At 59.7% G+C, this 22,789-nt stretch carries 23 protein-coding genes and 1 pseudogene; 13 read left to right on the top strand and 11 right to left on the bottom strand.

What is annotated here, in order from left to right:
- Positions 1–8 precede the first annotated feature (8 nt).
- Positions 9–1,076, bottom strand: a pseudogene (locus AB4Z13_RS27625) (MHYT domain-containing protein); the annotation flags it as partial.
- 186 nt (positions 1,077–1,262) lie between these two features.
- Here AB4Z13_RS27625 and AB4Z13_RS27620 point away from each other — a divergent pair.
- A complete protein-coding gene (locus AB4Z13_RS27620) occupies positions 1,263–2,651 on the top strand; it encodes a dipeptidase (protein ID WP_310379859.1) in 1,389 nt (462 codons plus the stop codon).
- Positions 2,652–3,226: 575 nt separating this feature from the next.
- Here AB4Z13_RS27620 and AB4Z13_RS27615 read toward each other — a convergent pair.
- Complete coding sequence (locus tag AB4Z13_RS27615) at positions 3,227–3,409, bottom strand: hypothetical protein (RefSeq protein ID WP_007813904.1); 183 nt, start codon at positions 3,407–3,409, stop codon at positions 3,227–3,229.
- 257 nt (positions 3,410–3,666) lie between these two features.
- On the opposite strand from AB4Z13_RS27615, the gene AB4Z13_RS27610 reads away from it, so the two are divergent.
- The 4 genes from AB4Z13_RS27610 to AB4Z13_RS27595 all read left to right on the top strand — a co-directional run bounded on the left by AB4Z13_RS27610 (position 3,667) and on the right by AB4Z13_RS27595 (position 9,840).
- Complete coding sequence (locus AB4Z13_RS27610) at positions 3,667–5,976, top strand: transglycosylase domain-containing protein (RefSeq protein ID WP_442207337.1); 2,310 nt, start codon at positions 3,667–3,669, stop codon at positions 5,974–5,976.
- Between the two features lie 314 nt (positions 5,977–6,290).
- Positions 6,291–8,201 (top strand): molecular chaperone DnaK, encoded by a 1,911-nt coding sequence (gene dnaK, locus AB4Z13_RS27605; protein ID WP_113320510.1) that lies wholly within the window; start codon positions 6,291–6,293, stop codon positions 8,199–8,201.
- An 82-nt stretch (positions 8,202–8,283) separates the two neighbouring features.
- Positions 8,284–9,426 (top strand): molecular chaperone DnaJ, encoded by a 1,143-nt coding sequence (gene dnaJ, locus AB4Z13_RS27600; protein WP_113320509.1) that lies wholly within the window; start codon positions 8,284–8,286, stop codon positions 9,424–9,426.
- A gap of 207 nt (positions 9,427–9,633) precedes the next feature.
- Entirely contained in the window at positions 9,634–9,840 is a 207-nt protein-coding gene (locus AB4Z13_RS27595) for a hypothetical protein (RefSeq protein ID WP_007813896.1), read from the top strand.
- 33 nt (positions 9,841–9,873) lie between these two features.
- On the opposite strand, the gene AB4Z13_RS27590 is transcribed toward AB4Z13_RS27595, so the two are convergent.
- Positions 9,874–10,239, bottom strand: a complete 366-nt coding sequence (locus AB4Z13_RS27590) for a helix-turn-helix domain-containing protein (RefSeq protein WP_007813894.1) — start codon at positions 10,237–10,239, stop codon at positions 9,874–9,876.
- Positions 10,240–10,516: 277 nt separating this feature from the next.
- Here AB4Z13_RS27590 and AB4Z13_RS27585 point away from each other — a divergent pair, with 277 nt between their 5' ends.
- From AB4Z13_RS27585 to AB4Z13_RS27570, 4 genes are all read left to right on the top strand, one after another.
- Positions 10,517–10,717 carry a hypothetical protein gene (locus AB4Z13_RS27585; protein WP_113320508.1) on the top strand — a complete coding sequence of 67 codons (201 nt, stop codon included), beginning with the start codon at positions 10,517–10,519 and terminating at the stop codon, positions 10,715–10,717.
- A 123-nt stretch (positions 10,718–10,840) separates the two neighbouring features.
- Positions 10,841–11,965: a DNA replication/repair protein RecF gene (gene recF / locus AB4Z13_RS27580; protein WP_439017004.1), complete on the top strand. Its 1,125-nt coding sequence runs from the start codon at positions 10,841–10,843 to the stop codon at positions 11,963–11,965.
- The gene (locus AB4Z13_RS27575) at positions 11,962–12,786 is read left to right on the top strand and encodes a molybdopterin-synthase adenylyltransferase MoeB (RefSeq protein ID WP_439017003.1); all 825 of its coding nucleotides are present in this window, start codon (positions 11,962–11,964) and stop codon (positions 12,784–12,786) included. The genes recF and AB4Z13_RS27575 overlap by 4 nt, the downstream gene beginning before the upstream one ends.
- Entirely contained in the window at positions 12,783–13,256 is a 474-nt protein-coding gene (locus AB4Z13_RS27570) for a GNAT family N-acetyltransferase (protein ID WP_439017002.1), read from the top strand. Before AB4Z13_RS27575 ends, AB4Z13_RS27570 begins: the two co-directional genes overlap by 4 nt.
- Positions 13,257–13,289: 33 nt before the next feature.
- On the opposite strand, the gene AB4Z13_RS27565 is transcribed toward AB4Z13_RS27570, so the two are convergent.
- Positions 13,290–14,291, bottom strand: a complete 1,002-nt coding sequence (locus tag AB4Z13_RS27565; RefSeq protein WP_439017001.1) for a 2-hydroxyacid dehydrogenase — start codon at positions 14,289–14,291, stop codon at positions 13,290–13,292.
- A 177-nt stretch (positions 14,292–14,468) separates the two neighbouring features.
- Between AB4Z13_RS27565 and AB4Z13_RS27560 the strand changes: the two genes are divergently transcribed.
- Positions 14,469–15,008 carry an SH3 domain-containing protein gene (locus tag AB4Z13_RS27560; protein ID WP_113320503.1) on the top strand — a complete coding sequence of 180 codons (540 nt, stop codon included), beginning with the start codon at positions 14,469–14,471 and terminating at the stop codon, positions 15,006–15,008.
- Here the strand turns inward: AB4Z13_RS27560 and AB4Z13_RS27555 are convergent.
- Positions 15,001–15,993, bottom strand: coding sequence for an adenosine kinase (locus AB4Z13_RS27555; RefSeq protein WP_439017000.1), 993 nt, complete (start codon positions 15,991–15,993; stop codon positions 15,001–15,003). The genes AB4Z13_RS27560 and AB4Z13_RS27555 overlap by 8 nt on opposite strands.
- Before the next feature lie 405 nt (positions 15,994–16,398).
- Between AB4Z13_RS27555 and AB4Z13_RS27550 the strand changes: the two genes are divergently transcribed.
- Positions 16,399–17,346, top strand: a complete 948-nt coding sequence (locus tag AB4Z13_RS27550) for an AEC family transporter (protein WP_113320501.1) — start codon at positions 16,399–16,401, stop codon at positions 17,344–17,346.
- A 57-nt stretch (positions 17,347–17,403) separates the two neighbouring features.
- On the opposite strand, the gene AB4Z13_RS27545 is transcribed toward AB4Z13_RS27550, so the two are convergent.
- The gene (locus AB4Z13_RS27545) at positions 17,404–17,976 is read right to left on the bottom strand and encodes a c-type cytochrome (RefSeq protein ID WP_439016999.1); all 573 of its coding nucleotides are present in this window, start codon (positions 17,974–17,976) and stop codon (positions 17,404–17,406) included.
- 154 nt (positions 17,977–18,130) lie between these two features.
- Between AB4Z13_RS27545 and AB4Z13_RS27540 the strand changes: the two genes are divergently transcribed.
- Together AB4Z13_RS27540 and AB4Z13_RS27535 are read left to right on the top strand one after the other, a co-directional pair.
- Positions 18,131–18,886 (top strand): 3-deoxy-manno-octulosonate cytidylyltransferase, encoded by a 756-nt coding sequence (locus AB4Z13_RS27540; RefSeq protein ID WP_439016998.1) that lies wholly within the window; start codon positions 18,131–18,133, stop codon positions 18,884–18,886.
- Positions 18,887–18,898: 12 nt separating this feature from the next.
- Positions 18,899–19,753: a prephenate dehydratase gene (locus tag AB4Z13_RS27535; protein WP_310379885.1), complete on the top strand. Its 855-nt coding sequence runs from the start codon at positions 18,899–18,901 to the stop codon at positions 19,751–19,753.
- 56 nt (positions 19,754–19,809) lie between these two features.
- On the opposite strand, the gene AB4Z13_RS27530 is transcribed toward AB4Z13_RS27535, so the two are convergent.
- The 5 genes from AB4Z13_RS27530 to AB4Z13_RS27510 form a co-directional block, all read right to left on the bottom strand.
- Positions 19,810–20,178 (bottom strand): VOC family protein, encoded by a 369-nt coding sequence (locus tag AB4Z13_RS27530; protein WP_025669404.1) that lies wholly within the window; start codon positions 20,176–20,178, stop codon positions 19,810–19,812.
- 135 nt (positions 20,179–20,313) lie between these two features.
- On the bottom strand, positions 20,314–20,535 hold the full coding sequence (locus AB4Z13_RS27525) for a hypothetical protein (protein WP_113320497.1): 222 nt from the start codon (positions 20,533–20,535) through the stop codon (positions 20,314–20,316).
- Positions 20,536–20,605: 70 nt separating this feature from the next.
- A complete protein-coding gene (locus AB4Z13_RS27520) occupies positions 20,606–21,301 on the bottom strand; it encodes a helix-turn-helix transcriptional regulator (RefSeq protein ID WP_113320496.1) in 696 nt (231 codons plus the stop codon).
- Between the two features lie 60 nt (positions 21,302–21,361).
- Complete coding sequence (nudC, locus tag AB4Z13_RS27515; RefSeq protein WP_113320495.1) at positions 21,362–22,321, bottom strand: NAD(+) diphosphatase; 960 nt, start codon at positions 22,319–22,321, stop codon at positions 21,362–21,364.
- Positions 22,318–22,728 (bottom strand): HIT domain-containing protein, encoded by a 411-nt coding sequence (locus AB4Z13_RS27510; RefSeq protein ID WP_439016997.1) that lies wholly within the window; start codon positions 22,726–22,728, stop codon positions 22,318–22,320. Before AB4Z13_RS27510 ends, nudC begins: the two co-directional genes overlap by 4 nt.
- Positions 22,729–22,789 lie beyond the last annotated feature (61 nt).

Below are 22,789 nucleotides of genomic sequence, written 5' to 3'. Positions count from 1 at the left end.
CCTGGCGAAACATCATGATGGGCGAGATGCTCGCTCATCTCTTCGGCGCGCCTGTGCTGGGTGAGGTCACGAACGACGAGAACATCGCAATGGCGCCCGCGATAGACGATCCGCCGCGTGACGACCTCGACACGGATCTCCCTCTCGTCCTTGGCAATCAGCAGCATTTCCCGCTGATCACTCTCCTGCCCAACATGGATGAGAGCCAGGACGGCAGAGGGAATGTTGCCAGTGAGTTCCGCAAGCTTCCAGCCAGACAGGGTCAGGAAGCGCTCATTGGTGTCGATGATCCTGCCTTCGCGCAGGATGACGAGGCCCTCCTGCGAAACGTTGGCAAGGCCGCGAAGATCGGTCAGATGGCTTTCGAGGAAGACTGCGCCGAAGGCCATGAGGATGAGGCCGGTTGCGACAACCATGACGATCACCGCAAGAACCTCGGGCTGGAGCGCCATCGCCGGCACCTCGCGCGTTGGGTCGGGCACCAGCGTAATGCTGCTCATCGAGATGAAATGCAGCGTGCAGATCGCCAGCACAAAGGCGCCGGAGGAGGCGGCGAAGCGTTTCATGCCTTTCAACTGGAAGAAGACGAGGAAGGCTACCGTCGCCAGAACCGCGCAGGAGCAGAAAGCAACGACCGACGTGAAGGCATCATAGACGATGACGGCCGGGGCCTCGATCGCCTGCATGCCAGTCATATGCATGGCCGTGATGCCAAGCGCCATCAGCAAGCCACTAAAAGCAAGGGAATAGCCGGTCCTGCCCTCCGACGCGATCAGTATGGCCACCCAGGAGCCGAAAATCGACAGGAATACCGAGAGAAAGGTAAGGCGCAGATCGTAGCTGATCGGCATGCCGCCATCATAAGCGAGCATCGCGATGAAATGCGTTGCCCATACACCCACGCCGCAGGCAAAGGCTGACGTGCCGATCCAGAGCTTTCGCTGGCCGACATCGCATTCCTGGGCACGGAAAAGAAGGAGCATGGTCGTCAGGCTGCCAACGAGGCAGACGATCACAGCGGCAACGACCAGCCGCCAGTCATGATTATCCCTGATGCAGGCAATAACCGAGAACATTCGCCACCTCGAAAGTCGACCTCTGCACGATGTTATTTAGATTGTGCTAAATAACCGTAAATTGCATTTAATGTCACTACTTTATCTATTGTAGCATTTGGTGCCAACATAACATCTTGAAATTTGACGCTCGAAACCGCAGCCGATTGGGTCTATCGTCCGGCCGAATTTCAGAAGGAGTCGGAAATGACCGAACTAAATCCCATCCTTGCGCGTGCCGACAAGAATCTCGATTCAAGCCTCGAAAAGCTGTTCGAGCTCTTGCGCATCAAGTCGATCTCGACCGATCCGGCCTATAAGGCCGAATGCCGCAAGGCAGCCGAGTGGCTGGTAGCCTATCTCAAGACGCTTGGCTTTGATGCCTCGGTTCGCGACACGCCCGGCCACCCTATGGTGGTCGCCCATCACGAAGGTGCCTCGGCTGATGCGCCCCACGTCTTGTTCTACGGTCACTATGACGTGCAGCCGGTCGATCCGATCGAGCTCTGGGAAAACGACCCCTTCGATCCGGCCATCAAGGATGCCGGCAACGGCCGCAAGATCCTGACCGGCCGCGGCACGGCCGACGACAAGGGCCAGCTGATGACCTTCGTCGAGGCCTGCCGCGCCTATAAGGAGATCAACGGCGCGCTTCCCTGCCGCGTCACCATCCTTTTCGAAGGCGAGGAAGAGTCCGGATCGCCGTCGCTGAAGCCGTTCCTCGAAGCCAATGCCACTGAGCTCAAGGCCGATTACGCCCTCGTCTGCGACACGAGCATGTGGGATCGCGATACGCCGGCAATCGCGGCTGCTCTTCGCGGCCTTGTCGGTGAAGAAATCGTGGTGACGGCCGCCGACCGCGACCTGCATTCCGGCCTGTTCGGCGGTGCCGCCGCCAACCCGATCCATATTCTCGTGGAAGCGCTTGCCGGCCTGCATGACGAGACCGGCCGCATTACACTTAAAGGCTTCTACGACGGTGTGGAGGAAACGCCCGCCAACATCAAGGCATCCTGGGAGGCGCTCGGCAAGTCAGCGGAAAACTTCCTCGGCGAAGTCGGCCTCTCCATTCCCTCGGGCGAAAAGGGCCGCTCGGTCCTGGAACTCACCTGGGCGCGCCCGACAGCCGAGGTCAACGGCATCTGGGGCGGCTATACCGGTGAAGGCTTCAAGACTGTCATTGCCGCAAAGGCATCGGCGAAAGTCTCCTTTCGCCTCGTCGGTACGCAGGATCCGGCAGCGATCCGTGAAAGCTTCCGCAACTACGTTCGCTCGAAGATCCCGGCCGACTGCTCGGTCGAGTTCCATCCGCATGGCGCCTCGCCGGCCATTCATCTTTCCTATGACTCGCCTGTTCTGACCAAGGCGCGCAACGCGCTTTCCGATGAATGGCCAAAGCCTGCCATTGTCATCGGCATGGGTGGCTCGATCCCGATCGTCGGAGATTTTCAGAAAATGCTCGGCATGGAATCCCTGCTCGTCGGCTTCGGCCTCTCCGACGACCGTATCCATTCACCGAACGAAAAGTACGAGCTCGCCTCCTACCACAAGGGCATCCGCTCCTGGGTGCGCATCCTTGCCGCACTGAAGGCTTGAAATAAAAAAGGCGTGCCCGCGGTCTGCGCGGCACGCCATCCGAAATCTGCAAACAAAAAGGCCGGGGCAAACCGGCCTTCCGTTATCCGCCTCATCTCGGTGCCAGTACATCCGTGGTCAAAGGAGAAGCGGATAGTGCACAGCCAGAGTGATCCCGAAAGGTTTACTGCCGGTAAACGGCTAGTTCAACCAGATCGCGGAAACGATGCGACGATAACGCGCACAACATCTCCGGGCTGCGATTTCTGAAACCTTATATCGGAAGCCGCCTTTCACATTTCAAGGCCTCGTGAAAAACCTTGATCGCCGTTCAAGCTGCGCTCATCCTGAGCGCTGCCATAAGTCTTTGAAAAACAATCTAAAATCTGAACGACGCGACCGCTGGCGCCGCGGGCCGGATTATTATTATCGCGAGCGCGGGCCTTATCGCCCCTAAAGAAAAGGACCCGACGTATCTGGTGATACGCCGGGCCTGATATCGATCGGCACGTGTTGAGGGGAGACGGCCGATCTGAGCGGGACGTGAGGGGTATGTCCCGCTCTCGATAAAACTGCTGCAAAGCCTATTGGTTCCCTCACCAGCCGGAAGATGTGCGACGCTGGGTCGCCAGCAGATCACGCATCTCTGCATAAGGGCCAAGCAGCATCTTCAACCGGCTCTCCTCCACCCTGTCGAGGCGATAATGCTGCGCAAAGGCATGCACGCTCCAGACTTCGCGGAGGCGAGCTTCGTCCATCTTGTCGGGATCGATCGTCATTTTCTGCCTGATATTGCGCCCTGCTTCTTGGGAGAAGCGAAGTCGCGGCGATATATGTCAGTTTTGTGACGCCCACAATGAATGGCAGCCATGCGGGGAAATCACGGCTGGCTGACGGAGAAAATGCAGGCAGGGAGAGTACTTGGCCGTATTGGTATTGTTCTTAACAGCCCGTTAATTCGCCGCATTTACAATTCAATCGGATAAAACCGTTGCCTGGGGGCGCGGTCTTAGAGCAAGGGTTCAGCCGCTCCACGATGGTAGCCAGACGCAGATCAGACGACAGGATCGAACCGTCCTTCAACGGCCGTGGCGGCCGCGAGGAGGATGACGAATTTGCGCTCGATGCCGACGACCGCATCGACGGGCGGCACGGCTCCAAGCGTCCATCGCGATCGCCCGCTCCCCGCCGCGTACCGGCAAAACGTCGTCCCGAGCCGCGCGAGCGTGAAGGCGGTGGTCTGTTCGCGTTCCTGCGCAGGGTCGTCTACTGGTGTATCGTGCTTGGCATCTGGGCCGGCATCGGTGTTGCCGGCCTCGTATTCTATTATGGTTCGCGCATGCCGAGCGCCAGCACCTGGGCAATCCCGGAACGGCCGCCAAACGTCAAGATCACCGCCGTAAACGGCAGCGCGATCGCCAACCGCGGTGCGACCGGCGGCGAGGCGTTGTCGCTGGATAATATGTCGCCCTATATTCCAGAAGCGATCATCGCCATCGAAGACCGACGCTTCTATTCGCATTTCGGCGTCGATCCGTTCGGGCTGGCGCGTGCCTTCGTCAACAATGCGACCGGCCAGCCGATCCAGGGCGGTTCGACGCTGACGCAGCAGCTCGCCAAGAACCTGTTCCTCTCGCCCGAGCGCACGCTGGAGCGCAAGGTGCAGGAGGTGCTGCTCTCCTTCTGGCTGGAGCAGAAATACACCAAGGACCAGATCCTTGCGATGTATCTGAACCGCGTCTATTTCGGCTCGAATGCCTATGGCGTGGAAGCGGCCGCCCGCCGCTATTTCAACAAGTCGGCGCGCGATGTGAACCTCGGCGAAGCGGCACTGCTTGCGGGCCTCGTGAAAGCGCCGTCGCGCCTTTCGCCGGCCCGTGATCCGGACGCCGCAAATGCCCGCGCGCAGATCGTGCTGCAGGCGATGCGCGACCAGGGCTATATCAGCGACGGCGAGATCAAGACGGCAATGTCACAGACGCCGGCTTCTGCCCGCAGCTACTGGTCGGGCGCCGGACAATATGTCGCCGATATGGTGATGGACGAGCTGCAGGGGCTGGTCGGCGACGTGAAGGAAGACGTCATCGTCGATACGACCATCGACAAGAACCTCGAAAAGAAGGCCGAGCAGTCGCTGGTCGATGTGCTCGACAAGGAAGGCGGCAAGTTCGACGCGTCGCAGGCCGCCCTCGTCTCGATCGACGGTACGGGCGCGATCCGTGCGCTTGTCGGGGGCAGGGATTACGCGACGAGCCAGTTCAACCGCGCCGTCAAGGCCAAACGCCAGCCGGGCTCCTCCTTCAAGCCATTCGTCTATGCAGCCGCGCTCGAAAAGGGCCTGACGCCGGATTCCGTTTTCAACGACGCGCCGATCCGCATCGGCAACTGGACACCGGAGAATTACGAGAAGAAATATAATGGCGAAGTGACGCTCCGCACTGCGCTCGCAAAGTCGCTCAATACGGTGGCCGCCCAGCTTGTGATGTATGACGGCCCGGATCAGGTGATCAAACTCGCCCACCGCCTTGGTATCGAATCAGACCTGCAGCCCAATGCCTCGATCGCGCTCGGCACCTCGGAAGTGTCACTGATGGAGCTGACGGCCTCCTATGCAGCCTTCATGAACGGTGGCTACAAGGCAACCCCGCATGTGATCCGCCGGGTGACCACCACCGAAGGCAAGGTGCTGTACGAGAATACCTACGACAATCCGCCGCGCGTGCTTTCCGAGCAGATCGTCGCCGAAATGAACATGATGATGATGGGCGTCATCAACGGCGGTACAGGCTCGAGCGCCAAGCTTCCCGGCTGGCAGGCAGCAGGCAAGACCGGTACGACGCAGAATTCGCGCGATGCGCTGTTTGTCGGCTTCACCAGCAATCTGACGACGGGCGTGTGGTTCGGCAATGACGATGGCACGCCGATGAAGAAGGTGACCGGCGGCGGGCTCCCGGCCAAGGCCTGGAAGGAATTCATGGTCGCCGCGCATAAGGGGCTTTCGCCGGCACCGCTTTTCGGCATGGGCCAGACATTCTCCGACCCTGGAACCGATCCCGCCAACGGCCAGCCGATGGCGCAGGCGCAGCCGGCGCCCGAGCAGCCGTCTACGGTTGGAAGCATCATTTCCGGTGTCTTCGGCGGCAATGCCGACCTGAACCGCTATCCGCCGGCACCCGGACAGCGGCAGACGGCGATGCCGGTGAATGGCGGCCCTGTGCCGCCCGCCGATGTCGCCGGCGGCGGTTACGACGACATGGTGCCGCCCGGGGATGTCGGCGGACCGCAGGCAACATCAGGGGCGCAGCCACGTCGCACGACCCTGCTCGATCTCATCATGGGGCAATAGGAGACAGCAGACAGTATTGAGACCGGATAAGACGCCTTGCGGGAGCACGTCCCGCGCAAGGCTCGGCATGCAAGATTTGCACGGTTTGAAGGTGCAAAGCAGACCCTTTTCCGGCTACTGTAAAAATTGAAGGCAACACATTCGTTTTGCTGGATTCCAGGCCATTTCTCGCCTTGCAGTCCAGAAAACCGCTCCTTATATACGCCGCATCACCGCAATCACGATTGCGTAATCTTAGTAGACCCATCCCGTAAGGGGCTGTCAGGGAAATGCCTTACCGGGGTTCCGACAGCTTGCTTCAAGGAGAGAATGACATGGCAAAAGTAATTGGTATCGACCTTGGAACGACAAATTCCTGCGTCGCGGTCATGGACGGCAAGGACGCAAAGGTCATCGAGAACGCGGAAGGCGCGCGTACGACCCCTTCCATGGTGGCATTTTCCGATGATGGCGAACGCCTCGTCGGCCAGCCGGCAAAGCGCCAGGCGGTCACCAACCCCACGAATACCCTCTTCGCCGTAAAGCGCCTCATCGGCCGCCGTTACGAAGATCCGACCGTCGAGAAGGACAAGCACCTCGTTCCCTTCACGATCGTCAAGGGCGACAATGGCGACGCCTGGGTCGAAGCCAACGGCAAGGGCTACTCGCCCGCACAGATTTCCGCGATGATCCTTCAGAAGATGAAGGAAACCGCCGAATCCTACCTCGGTGAAAAGGTCGAAAAGGCCGTCATCACCGTTCCTGCATATTTCAACGACGCGCAGCGCCAGGCAACCAAGGATGCCGGCCGCATCGCCGGCCTTGAAGTGCTCCGCATCATCAACGAGCCGACCGCTGCAGCACTTGCCTACGGCCTCGACAAGAAGGACGGCAAGACGATCGCCGTCTACGACCTTGGCGGCGGCACCTTCGACATCTCGATCCTCGAGATCGGCGACGGCGTCTTCGAAGTGAAGTCCACCAATGGTGATACGTTCCTCGGCGGTGAAGACTTCGACATGCGTCTCGTCGAATATCTCGTTGCCGAGTTCAAGAAGGACAACGGCATCGACCTGAAGAACGACAAGCTCGCCCTGCAGCGCCTCAAGGAAGCTGCTGAAAAGGCAAAGATCGAGCTATCCTCTTCGCAGCAGACCGAAATCAACCTGCCGTTTATCACGGCTGATGCTTCCGGCCCGAAGCATCTGACGCTGAAGCTGACCCGCGCCAAGCTCGAAAGCCTGGTCGACGATCTCGTTCAGCGTACGATCGCTCCGTGCAAGGCAGCCCTCAAGGATGCCGGCGTTACCGCAGCCGAAATCGATGAAGTCGTTCTCGTCGGCGGCATGAGCCGCATGCCGAAGGTACAGGAAGTCGTCAAGCAGCTGTTCGGCAAGGAACCGCATAAGGGCGTCAACCCGGATGAAGTCGTCGCTCTCGGCGCTGCCATCCAGGCCGGCGTTCTCCAGGGCGACGTCAAGGACGTTCTGCTTCTCGACGTAACCCCGCTGTCTCTCGGCATCGAAACGCTCGGCGGCGTCTTCACCCGCCTGATCGAACGCAATACGACGATCCCGACGAAGAAGAGCCAGACCTTCTCGACCGCCGACGACAACCAGCAGGCCGTCACCATCCGCGTCTCGCAGGGCGAGCGTGAAATGGCTGCCGACAACAAGCTGCTCGGCCAGTTCGACCTCGTTGGCCTGCCGCCGGCACCGCGCGGCGTTCCGCAGATCGAAGTCACCTTCGACATCGACGCGAACGGCATCGTGCAGGTTTCGGCCAAGGACAAGGGCACCGGTAAGGAACAGCAGATCCGCATCCAGGCCTCCGGTGGTCTTTCCGACGCCGACATCGAAAAGATGGTCAAGGACGCTGAATCGCATGCTGCCGAAGACAAGAAGCGCCGCGAAGGTGTGGAAGCCAAGAACCAGGCCGAAAGCCTGATCCACTCCACGGAAAAGTCGCTCAAGGACTACGGCGACAAGGTTTCCGAAGCCGACCGCACTGCAATCTCCGATGCGATTGCCGCTCTGAAGTCTGCGACTGAAGCAACCGATGCCGACGCTGAAGACATCAAGGCCAAGACCCAGACGCTCATGGAAGTTTCCATGAAGCTCGGCCAGGCGATCTATGAAGCCCAGCAGACCGAAGGCGGCGCGACCGACGCTTCGGCTGAGGATGACAATGTCGTCGATGCCGACTACGAAGAAGTCAAGGACGACGACCGCAAGAAGTCCGCTTAATCGGCGGACTGGCGGCCTACGCTAGACGATAGACATCCGGCTGCTCACCATGGCAGCCGGAAATCCATTTCCGGGGCTTAAATTGGCAAAAGCGGACTTTTACGAAACTCTGGGTGTAGCCAAGACGGCGGATGAAAAAGAGCTGAAAAGCGCCTTCCGCAAGCTGGCGATGAAATTCCATCCGGACAAGAACCCGGATGACAAAGACGCCGAACGCAAGTTCAAGGAAATCAACGAAGCCTACGAGACGCTGAAGGACCCGCAAAAGCGCGCGGCCTACGATCGCTATGGCCATGCGGCCTTCGAACATGGCGGCATGGGCGGTCCCGGTGGCTTCGGCGGTGGCGCCGGATTTGCCGGTGGCGGCTTCTCCGACATCTTCGAAGACATTTTCGGCGAGATGATGGGCGGGGGCCGCGGACGGCAGCGCTCTTCGGGCGGTCGCGAACGCGGCGCTGATCTTCGCTACAATATGGAAATCTCGCTGGAAGAGGCCTTCTCCGGCAAGACGGCACAAATCCGCGTTCCGACGTCGATTACCTGCGACGTCTGTTCCGGTTCCGGCGCAAAACCGGGCACGCAACCGAAGACGTGCGGCACCTGTCAGGGCTCGGGCCGTGTCCGCGCCGCACAGGGCTTCTTCTCGATCGAGCGCACCTGCCCGACCTGTCATGGCCGCGGCCAGATCATTCCCGATCCGTGCCCGAAGTGCCACGGCCAGGGCCGTGTGACCGAAGAGCGTTCGCTTTCGGTCAACATCCCAGCCGGTATCGAGGATGGCACCCGCATTCGCCTGCAGGGCGAAGGTGAAGCAGGTGCTCGCGGTGGCCCGGCGGGCGATCTCTATATCTTCCTGTCGGTGAAACCGCATGAGTTCTACCAGCGCGACGGAGCCGATCTCTATTGCGCTGTGCCGATCTCCATGACTACGGCGGCACTCGGCGGCACCTTCGATGTAGCGACGCTCGACGGCACCAAGTCGCGCGTCACCGTTCCCGAAGGCACGCAGGCCGGCAAGCAATTCCGCCTGAAGGGCAAGGGCATGCCGGTGCTGCGTTCCAGCCAGACGGGCGATCTCTACATCCAGATCCAGATCGAGACGCCGCAGAAGCTTTCCAAGCGGCAACGCGAGCTTCTGCAGGAATTCGAGCAACTCTCCTCCAAGGAGAACAATCCGGAATCGACGGGCTTCTTTGCCCGGATGAAGGAATTCTTCGAGGGCTAAGCTCGATATCCTTCAAGGTTACAAAAGCCGGAGGTTCCGCCTCCGGCTTTTTTCATGCGCGCTCCAATTCGGGACAGCTGTTTCAAGTCGGGACGCAGATCGAAATGCAGATGTCTTGTGTTAACGCACAGATCCGATGACGCTTGCAAGTTACTGAAATCCATACTGTCTTTGGCCCGCAATCCGGGACTAACAGAGGGTATCTCCATGTCGGCAACGAACTTTTCAAATTGTCTGTCCGAAGATGTCGATGCGTTGGCAGGTGCGCTCTATTCGTGGTGCGCCGAACGCAACATCAAGCTTCGCAGCCAGCAGGGCCTTTCGATCGCCAGCATCGCGATCGACCTTTATCACGCCGGCCATCAGACGCAGGATGCCCTGCTCGTCGCGCTGCACGAGCGCGAGCTTCACTGAAATCCCGTCGATTTCAAGGATACATGCGACGCATCAAGCGGCGTTTTCGGTTGCCTGACCGCACATGAGGTTGAGGATCGTCTTGACCGCCTGCTTGCCCGCAATCGAGCTCAACCTGTCAAAACTGACCGCCAGTTCATAGGCCTCAGGGCTCAGCTCGACGCGGTTGGTAAACTGCGAAATTCCCGTACCTTCAAATAGCTCGGAAATATCGACCCCCAGGAAGACCGCTATCTGATGCAGCTTGCTGGCAGAGACGCGGTTCGTCCCCTTCTCGTATTTCTGTATCTGCTGGAATGTAAGGCCAAGCGCTTCGCCGAGCTCCAGCTGAGAAACACGTCGGCGGGCGCGAAGCTGTCTCACGTTGCTGCCGACAATGATATCAATCGGATCTGGCACTGCTGCACTCTCTCCCGGTAAACCCTTCATTTACCATATAGCGTCAGCTGAATATCTCAACCCGCAAGTTGCAAATTTCAACCGACTTTTTTTGGGCATTACGCTGCCCAAATAACTGTTCGCTGCACGTATTTACAACTTCTAATTATTGTTTGATGACCTGGCGGCGATGTCGCGAAAAGTTGAACACCCTGTAGTTGACTTCATTGCATGGGACGATAGTTACTCGCGCCGGAACCCCTATAGTACCAGTCAGACAAGAGGCTTCGAATACTGCATGACATCCGCTCCCACCGGGAAATCTGGTGCCGACAGTATCGTCATCGATATGCGCCGCCAGAAACTGACGATGATGATCGATTCATTGAAATCGCTGCGCGGTTCGATCGAAGACCGGCCGGATCTCCTCTATTGGATCGAAAAGGCGATTGCGGAGGCCGAGGCACAGCTCGAGCCGCCCACCCCTCGCAGGCATTGACAGCCGAAACGGCTCTCAGCCTTGATATCCCTGACGCTTCGGCTTAGAGCCTTTTCTAGTCAGATTGATTCATTCTGACTAGGAAAGGCTCTCACTGTTAGCCTTGATGTTTCCGGATATCCGATGCCGCACAAGGTTGCCCTCTCCCGTCTGAAACTGACCGACTTTCGCAATTATGCGTCGGCCTCGCTTGCGCTCGACGGGCGGCACGTGGTGCTGACCGGGGACAACGGCGCCGGCAAAACCAACCTGATGGAGGCGGTCTCCTTCTTGTCACCGGGACGCGGGCTGCGCCGCGCCGCCTATGGCGATATTACCCGCGTCGGTGCTGTGGGCGGATTTTCGATCTTTGCCGAGCTTGAAGGCATGGAAGGCGATGTCGAGATCGGCACAGGGATCGATACCAGCGACGAGGCGATGGCGCGCCGGCTGCGTATCAACGGAACGACGGCCAAGACGGTTGACGAGCTGACGGACCACCTGCGTGTGCTCTGGCTGACGCCGGCAATGGACGGGCTCTTTACCGGTGGCTCGTCCGATCGCAGGAGGTTCCTCGACAGGCTGGTGCTGTCGCTCGACCCTGAGCATGGCAAGCGGGCGAGCGATTTCGAGCGCGCCATGCGCAGCCGCAACAAGCTGCTCGATGAGGGCCGCTTCGATCCGTCCTGGCTTTCCGGCATCGAGGAGCAGATGGCAAGCCTCGGTATTGCCATGGCACTCGCCCGGCAGGAAATGCTCGGCCTGCTGACACGGCTCATCGAGGAAAGCCGCGAGACCTCCCCCTTCCCATCAGCATCGCTGCAGCTCTCGGGCTTCATGGATGGCCAATTCTCCCGACCCGCAGTTGATCTGGAAGATGAGTATGCGGCAACGCTCGCCGCCAACCGCTACCGCGATGCCGGCGCCGGACGCACGCTGGAGGGGCCGCATCGCGCCGATCTCATCGTGCATCATCGTGAGAAGCAGATGGAAGCGGCGCGCTGCTCCACCGGGGAGCAGAAAGCCCTGCTGGTGGGCCTTGTGCTTGCCCATGCGCGGCTCGTCGGCAACCTGACTGGCCATGCGCCGGTTCTGCTCCTGGACGAGATTGCCGCCCATCTCGACGAGGGACGCCGAGCCGCATTGTTCGACCTCATAGACGGGCTTGGCGGCCAGGCCTTCATGACGGGAACGGACCATCAGATGTTTGCCGCACTTGCCGAGCGGGCGCAATTTTTCACGGTTGCTGACGGAAGGGTTTTCGAATGAGCGATAGCGCTTCTCCCGACGGTTCGGGGCATGTTAGCATCACGCCTATGGAACCCCTCAGCCCTGACGAAATCGCACGCTATCATCGCCATATCCTGCTGCCGGAAATCGGCGGCGCGGGCCAGCAGAAGCTGAAGGCCGCGCGCGTGCTTGTCATCGGCGCCGGAGGGCTCGGGGCGCCGATCCTGCAATATCTGGCAGCCGCAGGCGTCGGCACGCTCGGCATTGCCGATGACGACCGTGTTTCGCTCTCCAACCTGCAGCGACAGGTGATCCACGATTCCGGCACGATCGGCGAAATGAAGACGGAAAGCGCGGCCATTGCGATCGCTCGGCTGAACCCGCATATCAAGGTCATCCGTTTCACTGAACGCCTTTCCGCCGATACGGCGCGTTTGCACCTTTCCGGCTTCGATCTCTTGATCGACGGCTCGGATAATTTCGATACGCGCTATATGGCCGCCGATGCAGCAGAAGAAGCGCGTATCCCACTTGTGACCGGTGCCGTCGGCCGTTTCGACGGGTCGCTGACGGTGCTGAAACCCTATGAGGCTGCCGAAGACGGCACGCAGAACCCTGGATATCGCGATCTCTTTCCCGAAGCACCGCCGGCCGGATTGATCCCCGCCTGCGCGGAGGCCGGTATCATTGGCGCACTGACGGGCGTGATCGGCACGATGATGGCCATGGAGGCGATTAAGCTCATTACTGGTGCCGGCGAACCGCTGATTGGCCGCTTGCTGCTTTATGACGCCCTGTCTGCCCGTTTTGATACGATCCGCTATAAGCGTCGCCGCGCGAGGCAGAGCGGGACTGCATGACGCCTTTTCGCATTGATGAGCGCTTTGCTCGCTGGAGCGAGCTGCTCGATCTCATTCTCGCATCCTTCGCCTATATGGAGGGCCGCATCGATCCGCCCTCCTCCGCAACTCGCCTGACGATGGAATCGCTGGTGGAAAAGGCAAAGGCAGAAATCGCCTATGTCGTAGAGGATGCAGGGCAGCTCGCTGGCTGCATTTTCCTGCGCCCGGAGAAAGATTGCCTCTATGTCGGAAAACTCGCGGTTCTGCCATCCGCGCAAGGCAGGGGCATCGGCCGGCAACTGCTTGATATCGCCGAAGAGACGGCGCTTAATCTCGGCCTTTCGGCATTGAGGCTCGAGACACGGATAGAGCTCGTCGGCAATCACGCGACCTTCGCTGCCTGGGGCTTTGAAAAGACCGCAGAGAAATCCCATCCGGGTTTTACGCGCGTGACGTTTATCGAGATGAAGAAAGCGCTCGCCGGCTGATCCGGCCAGCTAGAGATGGGAGCGCTCCGGCCGTCACCGGCCCGGCAGCACCCGATTCGGTGGGCGATGACCATCGATGAAGGCGCGGATGTTGATGATGACCTTGTCGCCCATCTCCGCACGTCCCTCGATCGTTGCCGAGCTCATATGCGGCAACAGCACGACCTTGCCCTCATTGGCGAGCTTTACCAGCTTCGGATTGACGACAGGTTCGTTCTCGAAAACATCGAGCCCGGCGCCAGCGATCTTTCCTTCCCGCAGGCATTTGATGAGAGCAGCCTCGTCGATCACGTCACCGCGAGAAGTGTTGACGAGATAGGCCGTCGGCTGCAGCAGCGCCAGGCGTCTTGCCGACAAGAGATGGAAGGTTGCGGGCGTCGAGGGGCAATTGACCGAGACGATGTCGACGCGGGCGAGCATCTGGTCGAGGCTTTCCCAATAGGTCGCCTCCAGCTCATCCTCGGTCGCAGGGTTGACGCGCTTGCGATTGTGATAGTGGATCGACAGGCCAAAGGCCTTGGCGCGTCGCGCAACGGCCGTGCCGATACGGCCCATGCCGACGATGCCGATTCGCTTTCCGTGGATGCGTCGCCCGAGCATCCATGTCGGAGACCAGCCGGCCCATTCGCCGGGCTTTTCGGTCAGCACGCGCGCGCCTTCGCCGATGCGCCGCGGCACGGCGAGAATCAGCGCCATGGTCATGTCGGCGGTGTCATCGGTCAGTACGTTCGGCGTGTTGGTAACGGTGATGCCTTTGCGGGCGGCGGCCTCGACGTCGATATGATCGGTGCCGTTGGAAAAGCTGGCGATCAGCTTCATCTGCGGCCCGGCCTGCTCAATGAGAGCTGCGTCGATCCGGTCGGTCACGGTCGGAACCAGCACGTCGCAGGTCCTGACGGCTTCGACGAGTTCGGGGGCGGATCGCGGCGTATCGTCGATATTCAACTCGGCATCGAAAAGCTCGCGCATGCGGGTTTCGACGACATCAGGCAGCTTGCGGGTTATGTAGACCTTCGGTTTTTTCTTCGTCGTCATAGCGGCTTGCAATGCCTTGTTTAGAGGTCTTTAACCAAGATGGGCGATCATTTTCCCGTTCCGGGCATTTTCTACCAGACCCGCACGCGAAGACAAACAAAACTCGTGTGGCGGCCGGGGAATCCCGGAAAGCGAGCAGGCGCGGCCTGCTGCGAATTCGAGCCAACGGAAGCTTCCATGCGTCGCACAGTTATGAAGTCCTGCCTCGTCCTGGCGGTTGCCTTTGCCGTATCGGCGGGCACCATCGAATTTGCGCAAGCCCAGGCGGCCAAGGGGCCGAGCGGCCTGCCGCTGCCGCGCTTCGTGACTCTGAAGTCCAAGCGCGTGAACCTGCGCATCGGACCGGGAACAGATTATGCGGTTTCCTGGATGTATCTGAAGACGGGTTTGCCGGTCGAAATCATCCAGGAATACGACAACTGGCGCCGTATCCGCGATGCCGACGGCACGGAGGGCTGGGTCAATCAGTCGCTGCTGTCAGGCCAGCGGGCCGCCATCGCGGCACCATGGATGAAGGGCAAGGGCAAGGGCGTCTATGTCAACCTGCGCCGTGAGTCACAGCCATCCGCCAGCATCGTTGCCAAGCTGGAGCCTGGCGTGATGATCTCGATCGGCGAGTGCAATGGCGAATGGTGCTTCGCCAAAACCGACGGCGCCGAAGGCTGGGTGGCGCAGTCGGAAATCTGGGGTGCCTATCCGGGCGAGGCCTTTAAATAAGGCCTGCCTCCTTTGCAGCTGCGGACAGAGACTTCATCGGCCGCGGACCGATCTGCTGAATGACGATGCCGGCGGCAAGGCAGCCGAGCTTGCCGCAATCTTCCAGCGTACGGCCCTGCGTATAGCCGTAGAGGAAGCCTGAGGCGAAGAGGTCGCCGGCACCGGTCGTATCAACCACTTCGTCGATCTTGATCGCGTCGACGTAATGGCGCTCGTTGCCTTTCAGGATCACGGCGCCGTCCTCGCTCATGGTTACGGCAGCGATCTTGCAATCCTTGGCGATCTTGTTCAGCGCTTCCTCAAAATCGTCGGTCTCGTAAAGCGACAGGATCTCCTGGCGGTTGGCGAAGACAATATCGACCTTGCCCGAGCGCATCAGGTCCAGGAATTCGCTGCGGTAACGATCGACGCAGAAGCTGTCGGAGAGCGTCATCGACATTTCGCGGCCGTTCTCGTGGGCGATGCGGGCGCAATCGAGGATCGCTTCCTTGGCACGTGGCGGATCCCAGAGATAACCTTCGAAATAGGTTACCTTGGCTTGCGCCACCACATCCGCTTCGACATCCTCAGGCCCGAGTTCGACGCAGGCGCCGAGATAGGTGTTCATCGAGCGTTCGCCGTCATCGGTGACAAAAATCATCGAGCGTGCGGTGGGCGGAAATTCGCCCTTGGCCTCGGTCCGATAGTGAACCCCCTGAGCACGGATATCATGCGCGAAGATCTCGCCAAGCTGGTCTTCTGCGACCTTGCCGAAATAGGCGGCCTTGCCGCCGAGGCTTGCCACGCCTGCAGCCGTATTGCCGGCGCTGCCGCCGGAAGCTTCGAGTGCCGGCCCCATGCGAGAGTAGAGCAGTCCGGCGCGATCGGCATCGATGAGGTTCATCGCTGCCTTGGTGATCTTGTTGTCAATAAGGAACTGGTCGTCGCAACGGGCGATAATATCGACGATTGCGTTGCCGACTGTCAGAACATCGAATTTGGTCATGAAATGGGAAGTCCCGGATTTGTGATAGCCGGTAGTCGGTCTTAGCGAAATTTGCCGGTATTGGAAGGATAAACAGCACGCAGCCTTCCAAGTCTTCGCAAAACTGCCGTTTATTCGTCATGCCGCTGTCACCGTGCCTGCCTAAAAACAGCATCAGGAAGACCGGCATGCAGGTATCTCGTATGGCCGGGTATGGGAGGGATGATCCCTTCAATCTTACCGGGACGACGCTGACCACGGATGAACTGGCAGTATCGCAACCGGCTATCCGGCAGGACCGGATGCGGAAAAGCGGGCTTAGCCCGCTTTTTTTGTTGCGCCGCGAAAGATATTGTATCCAAGGCATTTGTCATGGCTGGCGATTAGCTGCTAGACCTCGGCGATCCCCGCGCAGAGCAGCAGTCTATGTCAGCCATCATCTTCGACGTTCTACCGATCTTCCTTCTCATTCTCATCGGCTGGCTGATTGTCCGTACAGGGTTGCTGACGACTGAGGTCGGCGATGCCTTGAGCGAGTTCGTCTTCAAGATCGCCGTGCCACTGCTGCTTTTCCGCACCATCGCCGAGGCCGATTTCCATGGCGCGTCGCCGTTCCGGCTCTGGATCGTCTATTTTGCCGGTGTCGCGGTGACATGGACGGCCGGGCACATCGTTGCCACGCGTTTCTTCGGGCGCGATGAGCGGATCGGCGTGCTTGCCGGCGTGTCCTCCGCCTTCGCCAACAACATCTTCATCGGTCTGCCGCTGGTCGAGCGCACTGTGGGCAGCGAAGGGCTTGTTGCCCTTTCCATCCTGCTTGCCGTGCATCTGCCGATCATGATGGTGGCCGGCACGATCATGATGGAACATGCCGAACGCAAGATCTCCGGCAAGAGCGATCGCAGCATGACCCTGGTACTAAGGCAGATCGGCCTGAACCTGCTGCACAATCCGCTGGTCATCGGCATTGCGGCCGGCGCGGTCTTTCACGTCTCGGGCCTGACCATGCCGGCAACGGTCAGCTCCGTCGTTGGGCAGATCGCCAGCACGGCTGGTCCGGCGGCGCTGATTTCGCTCGGTATGGCGCTGCAGAAATACGGCGTCTCCGGCAACGTCGGGATCGCCAGCGTGACCTCCGCCTTCAAGCTGCTGCTGCTGCCTGGCTGTGTGTGGGCAGCAAGCCATCTTTTCGGCCTCAACAACGAGTGGGCGGCGGCTCTGGTGCTGACCTCATCGGTGCCGACGGGGGTGAATGCCTGGCTGATCGCCAACCGCTTCGGCGTCGGTCACAGTCTTGCCGCCTCGACCATCACAGTGACTACAGCGCTCGGCGCGATCACCGTTTCCTTCTGGGCCTATATTCTCGGCGCCTGAGGCAACAAAAAAAGCCCGGCTTGTGACCGGGCTTCTTCTCGAAAAAATCGTCGCTTCTTACTGCGTTGCAGTCGGAGCATTCGGATCCGGCAGCGGAGCCGGTGAATCTGCCAGCGTGTGCAGATAGAGAATGACGTTAGCGCGGTCCTGATCCTTCGGCAGACCTGCAAAGCCCATGGCGGTGCCCGGAACATCTTTCTTCGGGGCCATCAGGAACTTGTTGAGGTTTTCGAAGGTCCAGTGTTCGCTGCTGCCCTTGGAAAAGTCCTTCATGGCAGCGGAATAAGCAAAGCCTTCATGCGAGGCGATTGGGCGATCTACGACACCAAAGAGATTCGGGCCGACTTTATTCGGTCCGCCTTTGGTGCCGTCATGACAGGCCTGACACTTCTTGAATACGGTCTCGCCGGCCTTCGCGTCGGCGCTGGCAAGAAGCTGCGCGATCGGAACAGCAACGGCAGCGGGTGCGCCTTCGCCGCCAGCGGCGGGTGCCTCCTCGGCGACGATGGTAAAACCTTCCTTCTCCGGCGCCTCGGAATGGAAGATCCCCTCGGACGCGATGGAGACAGACATCAGAACGAAGATCGTTCCTAGCAGCGCCCCCACGGCCGTATTGACGTATGAATTCATCTGCAATGCTCCCCTTGCAGCCGGCAGACCAGAAACCGGACCATCTTGAAATTGCGCGGAACCTATGTCTTTTGGCTATTCGTTGCAACTGTCTAAATGGTCTTGTGCGTGAGACTTTTTGCCACTTTTCAACCCGGATTAGAAGGCCCGAACAATGACTGATTCAAAATTGGATGACGTGCTGGTGCTGATCCCCGCACGCATGGCCTCGACCCGCCTTCCGGGCAAGCCGCTGGCCGATATTTGCGGTTTGCCGATGATCGTGCAGGTGGCGAAACGAGCACAGGAAGCGGCGATCGGCCGGGTGGTTATTGCCGTCGACGACCAGCAGGTGTTCGATACTGTCGCCGCAGCGGGCTTTGACGTGGTCATGACACGCCAAGACCATCAGTCTGGCTCGGATCGTATTTTCGAGGCACTGAACAAGGTCGATCCAGACGCGAAAGCCAAAATCGTCGTGAACATCCAAGGCGACCTGCCGACGATCGAGCCGGAAACCGTGCGTGCGGCTTTGCGCCCTCTCGAGAACGAAGCCGTCGATATTGGAACTCTGACGACCGAAATCGACAACGACGACGACAAGACCGCGCCGCACATTGTGAAAGTCGTCGGTTCACCACTCTCCGACAGCCGTCTGCGTGCGCTTTACTTCACCCGCACGACCGCGCCTTACGGCAACGGGCCGCTCTATCACCATATCGGGCTCTATGCCTACCGACGCACGGCACTCGAGCGTTTTGTCTCACTTGGCCCATCGACGCTGGAAAAGCGCGAATCATTGGAGCAGTTGCGGGCACTCGAAGCCGGTATGCGCATCGATGTCGAGATCGTTGACACGGTTCCGCTTGGTGTCGATACTCCGGCCGACCTCGAAAAGGCGCGGCGCATTCTCTCCGCAAAGGCCAACTGACGGATTTTCCTCATGAACATCAAGACCAACAGAATCGCCTTCCAGGGCGAATTTGGCGCCAATTCCGACATGGCGAGCCGCGACATGTTTCCGACCATGGAGCCGTTGCCCTGCCAGACCTTTGAGGATGCCTTCACGGCGGTGGACAATGGTGACGCCGATATCGGCATGATCCCGATCGAAAACACGATTGCGGGCCGCGTCGCCGACATCCACCACCTGCTGCCGGAATCGCGCCTGCACATTATCGGCGAATATTTCATGCCGATCCGCTTTCAGCTCATGGTGCTGCCGGGCGTGACGAAGGACGAGATCCGCACTGTGCACAGCCATATCCATGCGCTCGGCCAATGCCGCAAGATCGTGCGCGCCAATGGCTGGAAGCCTGTGATCGCCGGCGACACGGCAGGGGCCGCCAAGCTCGTCAAGGAAACCGGCGACCGCTCGATGGCGGCGCTCGCGCCGCGCCTTGCCGCCGACCTTTACGGCCTCGATATCATCGCCGAGAATGTCGAGGATACGGAAAACAATGTGACGCGCTTCGTTGTACTGTCACGTGATGAGGAATGGGCAGAACGCGCTGCCAGTGACGAAAAGATCGTCACCACCTTCGTCTTCAACGTCCGCAATATTCCGGCAGCGCTCTACAAGGCGCTCGGCGGTTTTGCGACGAACAACATCAACATGACGAAGCTCGAAAGCTATCAGCTCGGCGGCAAGTTCGTGGCGACGCAGTTCTACGCTGATATCGAGGGCCACCCGAACGACGCGCATGTGCGACGGGCACTGGAGGAACTGCGTTTCTTCTCCGAGAAGGTGCGCATCCTCGGCGTCTACAAGGGCCATGCAATGCGGGGACTTCTGTAAGGATTACCCAAAGCCTCTCCGACAACTGACCGGAGAGGCCTTATGCATACCTTGATTTATTTATCCGGCTCACAAACACGCAAGCGATGCCCGTCCGGATCCAGCACGACGAAGGTCGGACCGAAGTCGAGTTCGGTCAGATCCTGAGCGAAGGGCAGGCCACGGCCGCGCCAGTCTTCGTAGTGCCTGGCGACGGCATTTTCTCCATCGACCATGAAGGCGACCTCACCGCGGTTGCCGATGGCAGAGGGCTGCGGTTCGACGCTGCTGCGGCGCCAGAGGCCGAGAGTGAAACCGCCATCGAGCGGAAAGGCGACGAAATTCGGCGCCTCCACAGCCGGTTCGCGGCTCAGAATATTGCGATAGAAGGCAGCGCTTTCAGCGGGATCCTTGACATAGAGGATAATAAGATTGGGGCTGGCCATTTCAGTTCTCCACTGGGTTGAAAGATGCCCGGCCGAAAGCTGCTGCCATTTTATGGCAGCAGCTTTCGGATTGCAGCGCTGCAGACAGCGCCGCCTCGTTGCCGGGAGGAATATCAATGAGGCCGGCGTGCGGCCTTAACGGAAGAGATCGTCGCCGACGCGCCAGTCCTGTCCGTCCATGATGCCGAGATCGCGCTTGTGCCATTGCGGCATCGTCTCGAGATCGAGGCGCGGACGGCGTGATGAGGCTCCTGTGAACCTGTCAGCGAACAGGCGCACCAGACGCGAACGAAGGTTTTTTCCGGCTCCGACTGAAGTACGACGGCCGGCATATTGAACGACTTGGGGCATTCCCATGATCAGTACTCCTTCCTGCTGGACTGGTACTGACAATAGCGCTTCCTGCTGACAGTTTATGGCAGTAGCGTTAGTGCTCGATCGGAGTATCCTGTGTTTCCCGCCATTCCTTCAGGAGAACGGTGCGACGACGCGGATACCGCGTGTCATGGATGGTCATATCGATGATACGATCGGTGCGAAAATGACGGAAATCCTGGCGCAGTTCGCACCAGGCCATGATGATCCGCACATGCTCGAAATAGCCGAGCGCGAAGGGCCAGACGCGGCGGCGGGAAATACGTCCCTGTTCGTCGCCATAATGCAGTTCAAGGATGCGCTCCAGGCGGATCGCTTTGCGGATGGCCGAAACATCCGCCTTGTCCTCATCCTGCCGTTTGCGGCCGACAAAAAGTGTGGCCGAATCGACCATATCGCGCATGTCGGGCGGCAAGACGGCGGCGATCTTTGCCAGCGCATCAGCGCCGGCATTGGCCAGGCGCGGCTCGGCGGCGCGTGCCACCCAACGCGAGCCAAGCACCAGTGCTTCCAGCTCTTCCTCGGAAAACATCATCGGCGGCAGCATGAAGCCTGGTTTCAGCACATAGCCTATGCCGGCCTCGCCCTCGATCATGGCACCTTGCGCCTGAAGGCTTGCAATATCGCGGTAGAGCGTGCGAAGGCTGACACCCGTTTCTTCTGCCAATACGGTGCCAGTAACCGGCCGCCGGTAGCGCCGCAGCGTCTGAAGCAGGGTCAGCAGCCGTTCTGAGCGGGCGACCATGATTATGCCCTCATGCAGACAGGCCGGGCCGGCTGACGATCATCCGTGTTCTCCGACCTTTGTTCAGCGTTTCCACTCGACCCAATCGCGCATCAGTCGATGGGCAATCGCACCCTTCGGCGGCGGCGCTTTGCCGTTGACGCCAGGACGCTCCAGCATTTCGATGGTTTCCTCGCGGGTGAACCAGCGGCAATCCTCGAGCTCAGCCTCATCGCGATGGATATCGCGCGACTTCGCCTCGGCATAACAGCCGATCATCAGCGAATGCGGCATCGGCCAAGGCTGGGAGGCATGATAGCGGATACGGCCGGTCTTGATGCCGGATTCTTCCAGCGTTTCACGGCGAACGGCGTTTTCAATCGTCTCGCCGGGCTCCAGGAAGCCCGCCAGACAGGAATACATGCCGGGCGCGAAATGCGGGCTGCGACCGAGCAGGCAGAGATCACGCTCCTCATCGACCGTCAGCATGATGACGACGGGATCGGTGCGCGGGAAGATCATGTGCTCGCAGGCCGTGCAGACCCGCTTGTAGCCGCCGATGCGGATTTCCATGACCGAGCCGCAGCGGCCACAAAACTGGTTGTCGCTGTTCCAGCGGATGAGGCTTGCGGCCTGCGAGAACTCGCCGAGCAGCATTTCGTCGACAAGCTCGTCGCGGAAGAGCGAGCGGCCGTCGACCGGCTTGTACTGGCTTGCCATGCTTTCGGCATCGATACCGACGGGCACGGCCAGGCGCGGCTCACCGGTCTTTCTATAGCCAAGCAATACGGTCTCGTCCCAGTTCGGCTTCAGTTCCTGCAGCTCGTAGCGTGCGAAGAGCGGATCGAGCACCTGGCCGTCGTGCTTGAGCACCAGCTTGTCCTTGGCGAAGGCGAAAATATGCGTACCTTCGCGGGCAAGCGCCTTTTCGACCGAGGCTTCATCGCGATGTTCGCTGTCGCGGCTCAGGTCGTTTGCGGCAAAGGCGGTGAGATTGCTGGGTTCCGGATGCGGCACGTCCGAATCGAAAAGCGAATGACTCATGGTGAAAGGGCTTCCCGCAGCTTTGCAATGAATTCGTCTCGTGTTGCGTCCTCGTAAGGCTCGGCCTTGCCGAAACCCCAGACGGGACCCGGCCAGTTCGCGTCACCTTCGGAACGCGCAATGACATGAACATGAAGCTGGCGGACGATATTGCCAAGGGCTCCGACATTGATTTTTGCGGCACCGGTAACCTTCTTGAGTGCTGCGGAGACGAGCTCGATCTCGAAGGTCAGCAGCACCTGATCGAGCGGCGTCAATTCGAAGATCTCAGTGATATCAGCTCGGCGCGGTGCCAGGATCAACCAGGGCCAGCGAGCGTCCTTCGACAGCCTGACGTCGCACAGGCCAGTCACCATGATACTGGTGCTGTCATTTTCGAGCCTGGGGTCGAGCACGAAATCGCTCAAAGGCATTCTCCTCATGTTTTCCAATGGACTAGCAGTTTTTTTGGAGCTTGGCTTGCTTTTG

The sequence above is a fragment of the Rhizobium sp. YAF28 genome (assembly GCF_052113285.1).
Classification (GTDB): Bacteria; Pseudomonadota; Alphaproteobacteria; order Rhizobiales; family Rhizobiaceae; genus Rhizobium.
Note: the sequence above shows the minus strand (reverse complement) of the source record. Positions and strands in the feature narration are given on the sequence as shown.

Coding starts and splice junctions, on each gene's coding strand:
- AB4Z13_RS27620 (WP_310379859.1), top strand. CDS start 1,263: ATGACCGAACTAAATCCCATCCTTGCGCGTGCCGACAAGAATCTCGAT.
- AB4Z13_RS27615 (WP_007813904.1), bottom strand. CDS start 3,409: ATGACGATCGATCCCGACAAGATGGACGAAGCTCGCCTCCGCGAAGTC.
- AB4Z13_RS27610 (WP_442207337.1), top strand. CDS start 3,667: ATGGTAGCCAGACGCAGATCAGACGACAGGATCGAACCGTCCTTCAAC.
- dnaK (WP_113320510.1), top strand. CDS start 6,291: ATGGCAAAAGTAATTGGTATCGACCTTGGAACGACAAATTCCTGCGTC.
- AB4Z13_RS27595 (WP_007813896.1), top strand. CDS start 9,634: ATGTCGGCAACGAACTTTTCAAATTGTCTGTCCGAAGATGTCGATGCG.
- AB4Z13_RS27585 (WP_113320508.1), top strand. CDS start 10,517: ATGACATCCGCTCCCACCGGGAAATCTGGTGCCGACAGTATCGTCATC.
- recF (WP_439017004.1), top strand. CDS start 10,841: ATGCCGCACAAGGTTGCCCTCTCCCGTCTGAAACTGACCGACTTTCGC.
- AB4Z13_RS27575 (WP_439017003.1), top strand. CDS start 11,962: ATGAGCGATAGCGCTTCTCCCGACGGTTCGGGGCATGTTAGCATCACG.
- AB4Z13_RS27570 (WP_439017002.1), top strand. CDS start 12,783: ATGACGCCTTTTCGCATTGATGAGCGCTTTGCTCGCTGGAGCGAGCTG.
- AB4Z13_RS27565 (WP_439017001.1), bottom strand. CDS start 14,291: ATGACGACGAAGAAAAAACCGAAGGTCTACATAACCCGCAAGCTGCCT.
- AB4Z13_RS27560 (WP_113320503.1), top strand. CDS start 14,469: ATGCGTCGCACAGTTATGAAGTCCTGCCTCGTCCTGGCGGTTGCCTTT.
- AB4Z13_RS27555 (WP_439017000.1), bottom strand. CDS start 15,993: ATGACCAAATTCGATGTTCTGACAGTCGGCAACGCAATCGTCGATATT.
- AB4Z13_RS27550 (WP_113320501.1), top strand. CDS start 16,399: ATGTCAGCCATCATCTTCGACGTTCTACCGATCTTCCTTCTCATTCTC.
- AB4Z13_RS27545 (WP_439016999.1), bottom strand. CDS start 17,976: ATGAATTCATACGTCAATACGGCCGTGGGGGCGCTGCTAGGAACGATC.
- AB4Z13_RS27540 (WP_439016998.1), top strand. CDS start 18,131: ATGACTGATTCAAAATTGGATGACGTGCTGGTGCTGATCCCCGCACGC.
- AB4Z13_RS27535 (WP_310379885.1), top strand. CDS start 18,899: ATGAACATCAAGACCAACAGAATCGCCTTCCAGGGCGAATTTGGCGCC.
- AB4Z13_RS27530 (WP_025669404.1), bottom strand. CDS start 20,178: ATGGCCAGCCCCAATCTTATTATCCTCTATGTCAAGGATCCCGCTGAA.
- AB4Z13_RS27525 (WP_113320497.1), bottom strand. CDS start 20,535: ATGGGAATGCCCCAAGTCGTTCAATATGCCGGCCGTCGTACTTCAGTC.
- nudC (WP_113320495.1), bottom strand. CDS start 22,321: ATGAGTCATTCGCTTTTCGATTCGGACGTGCCGCATCCGGAACCCAGC.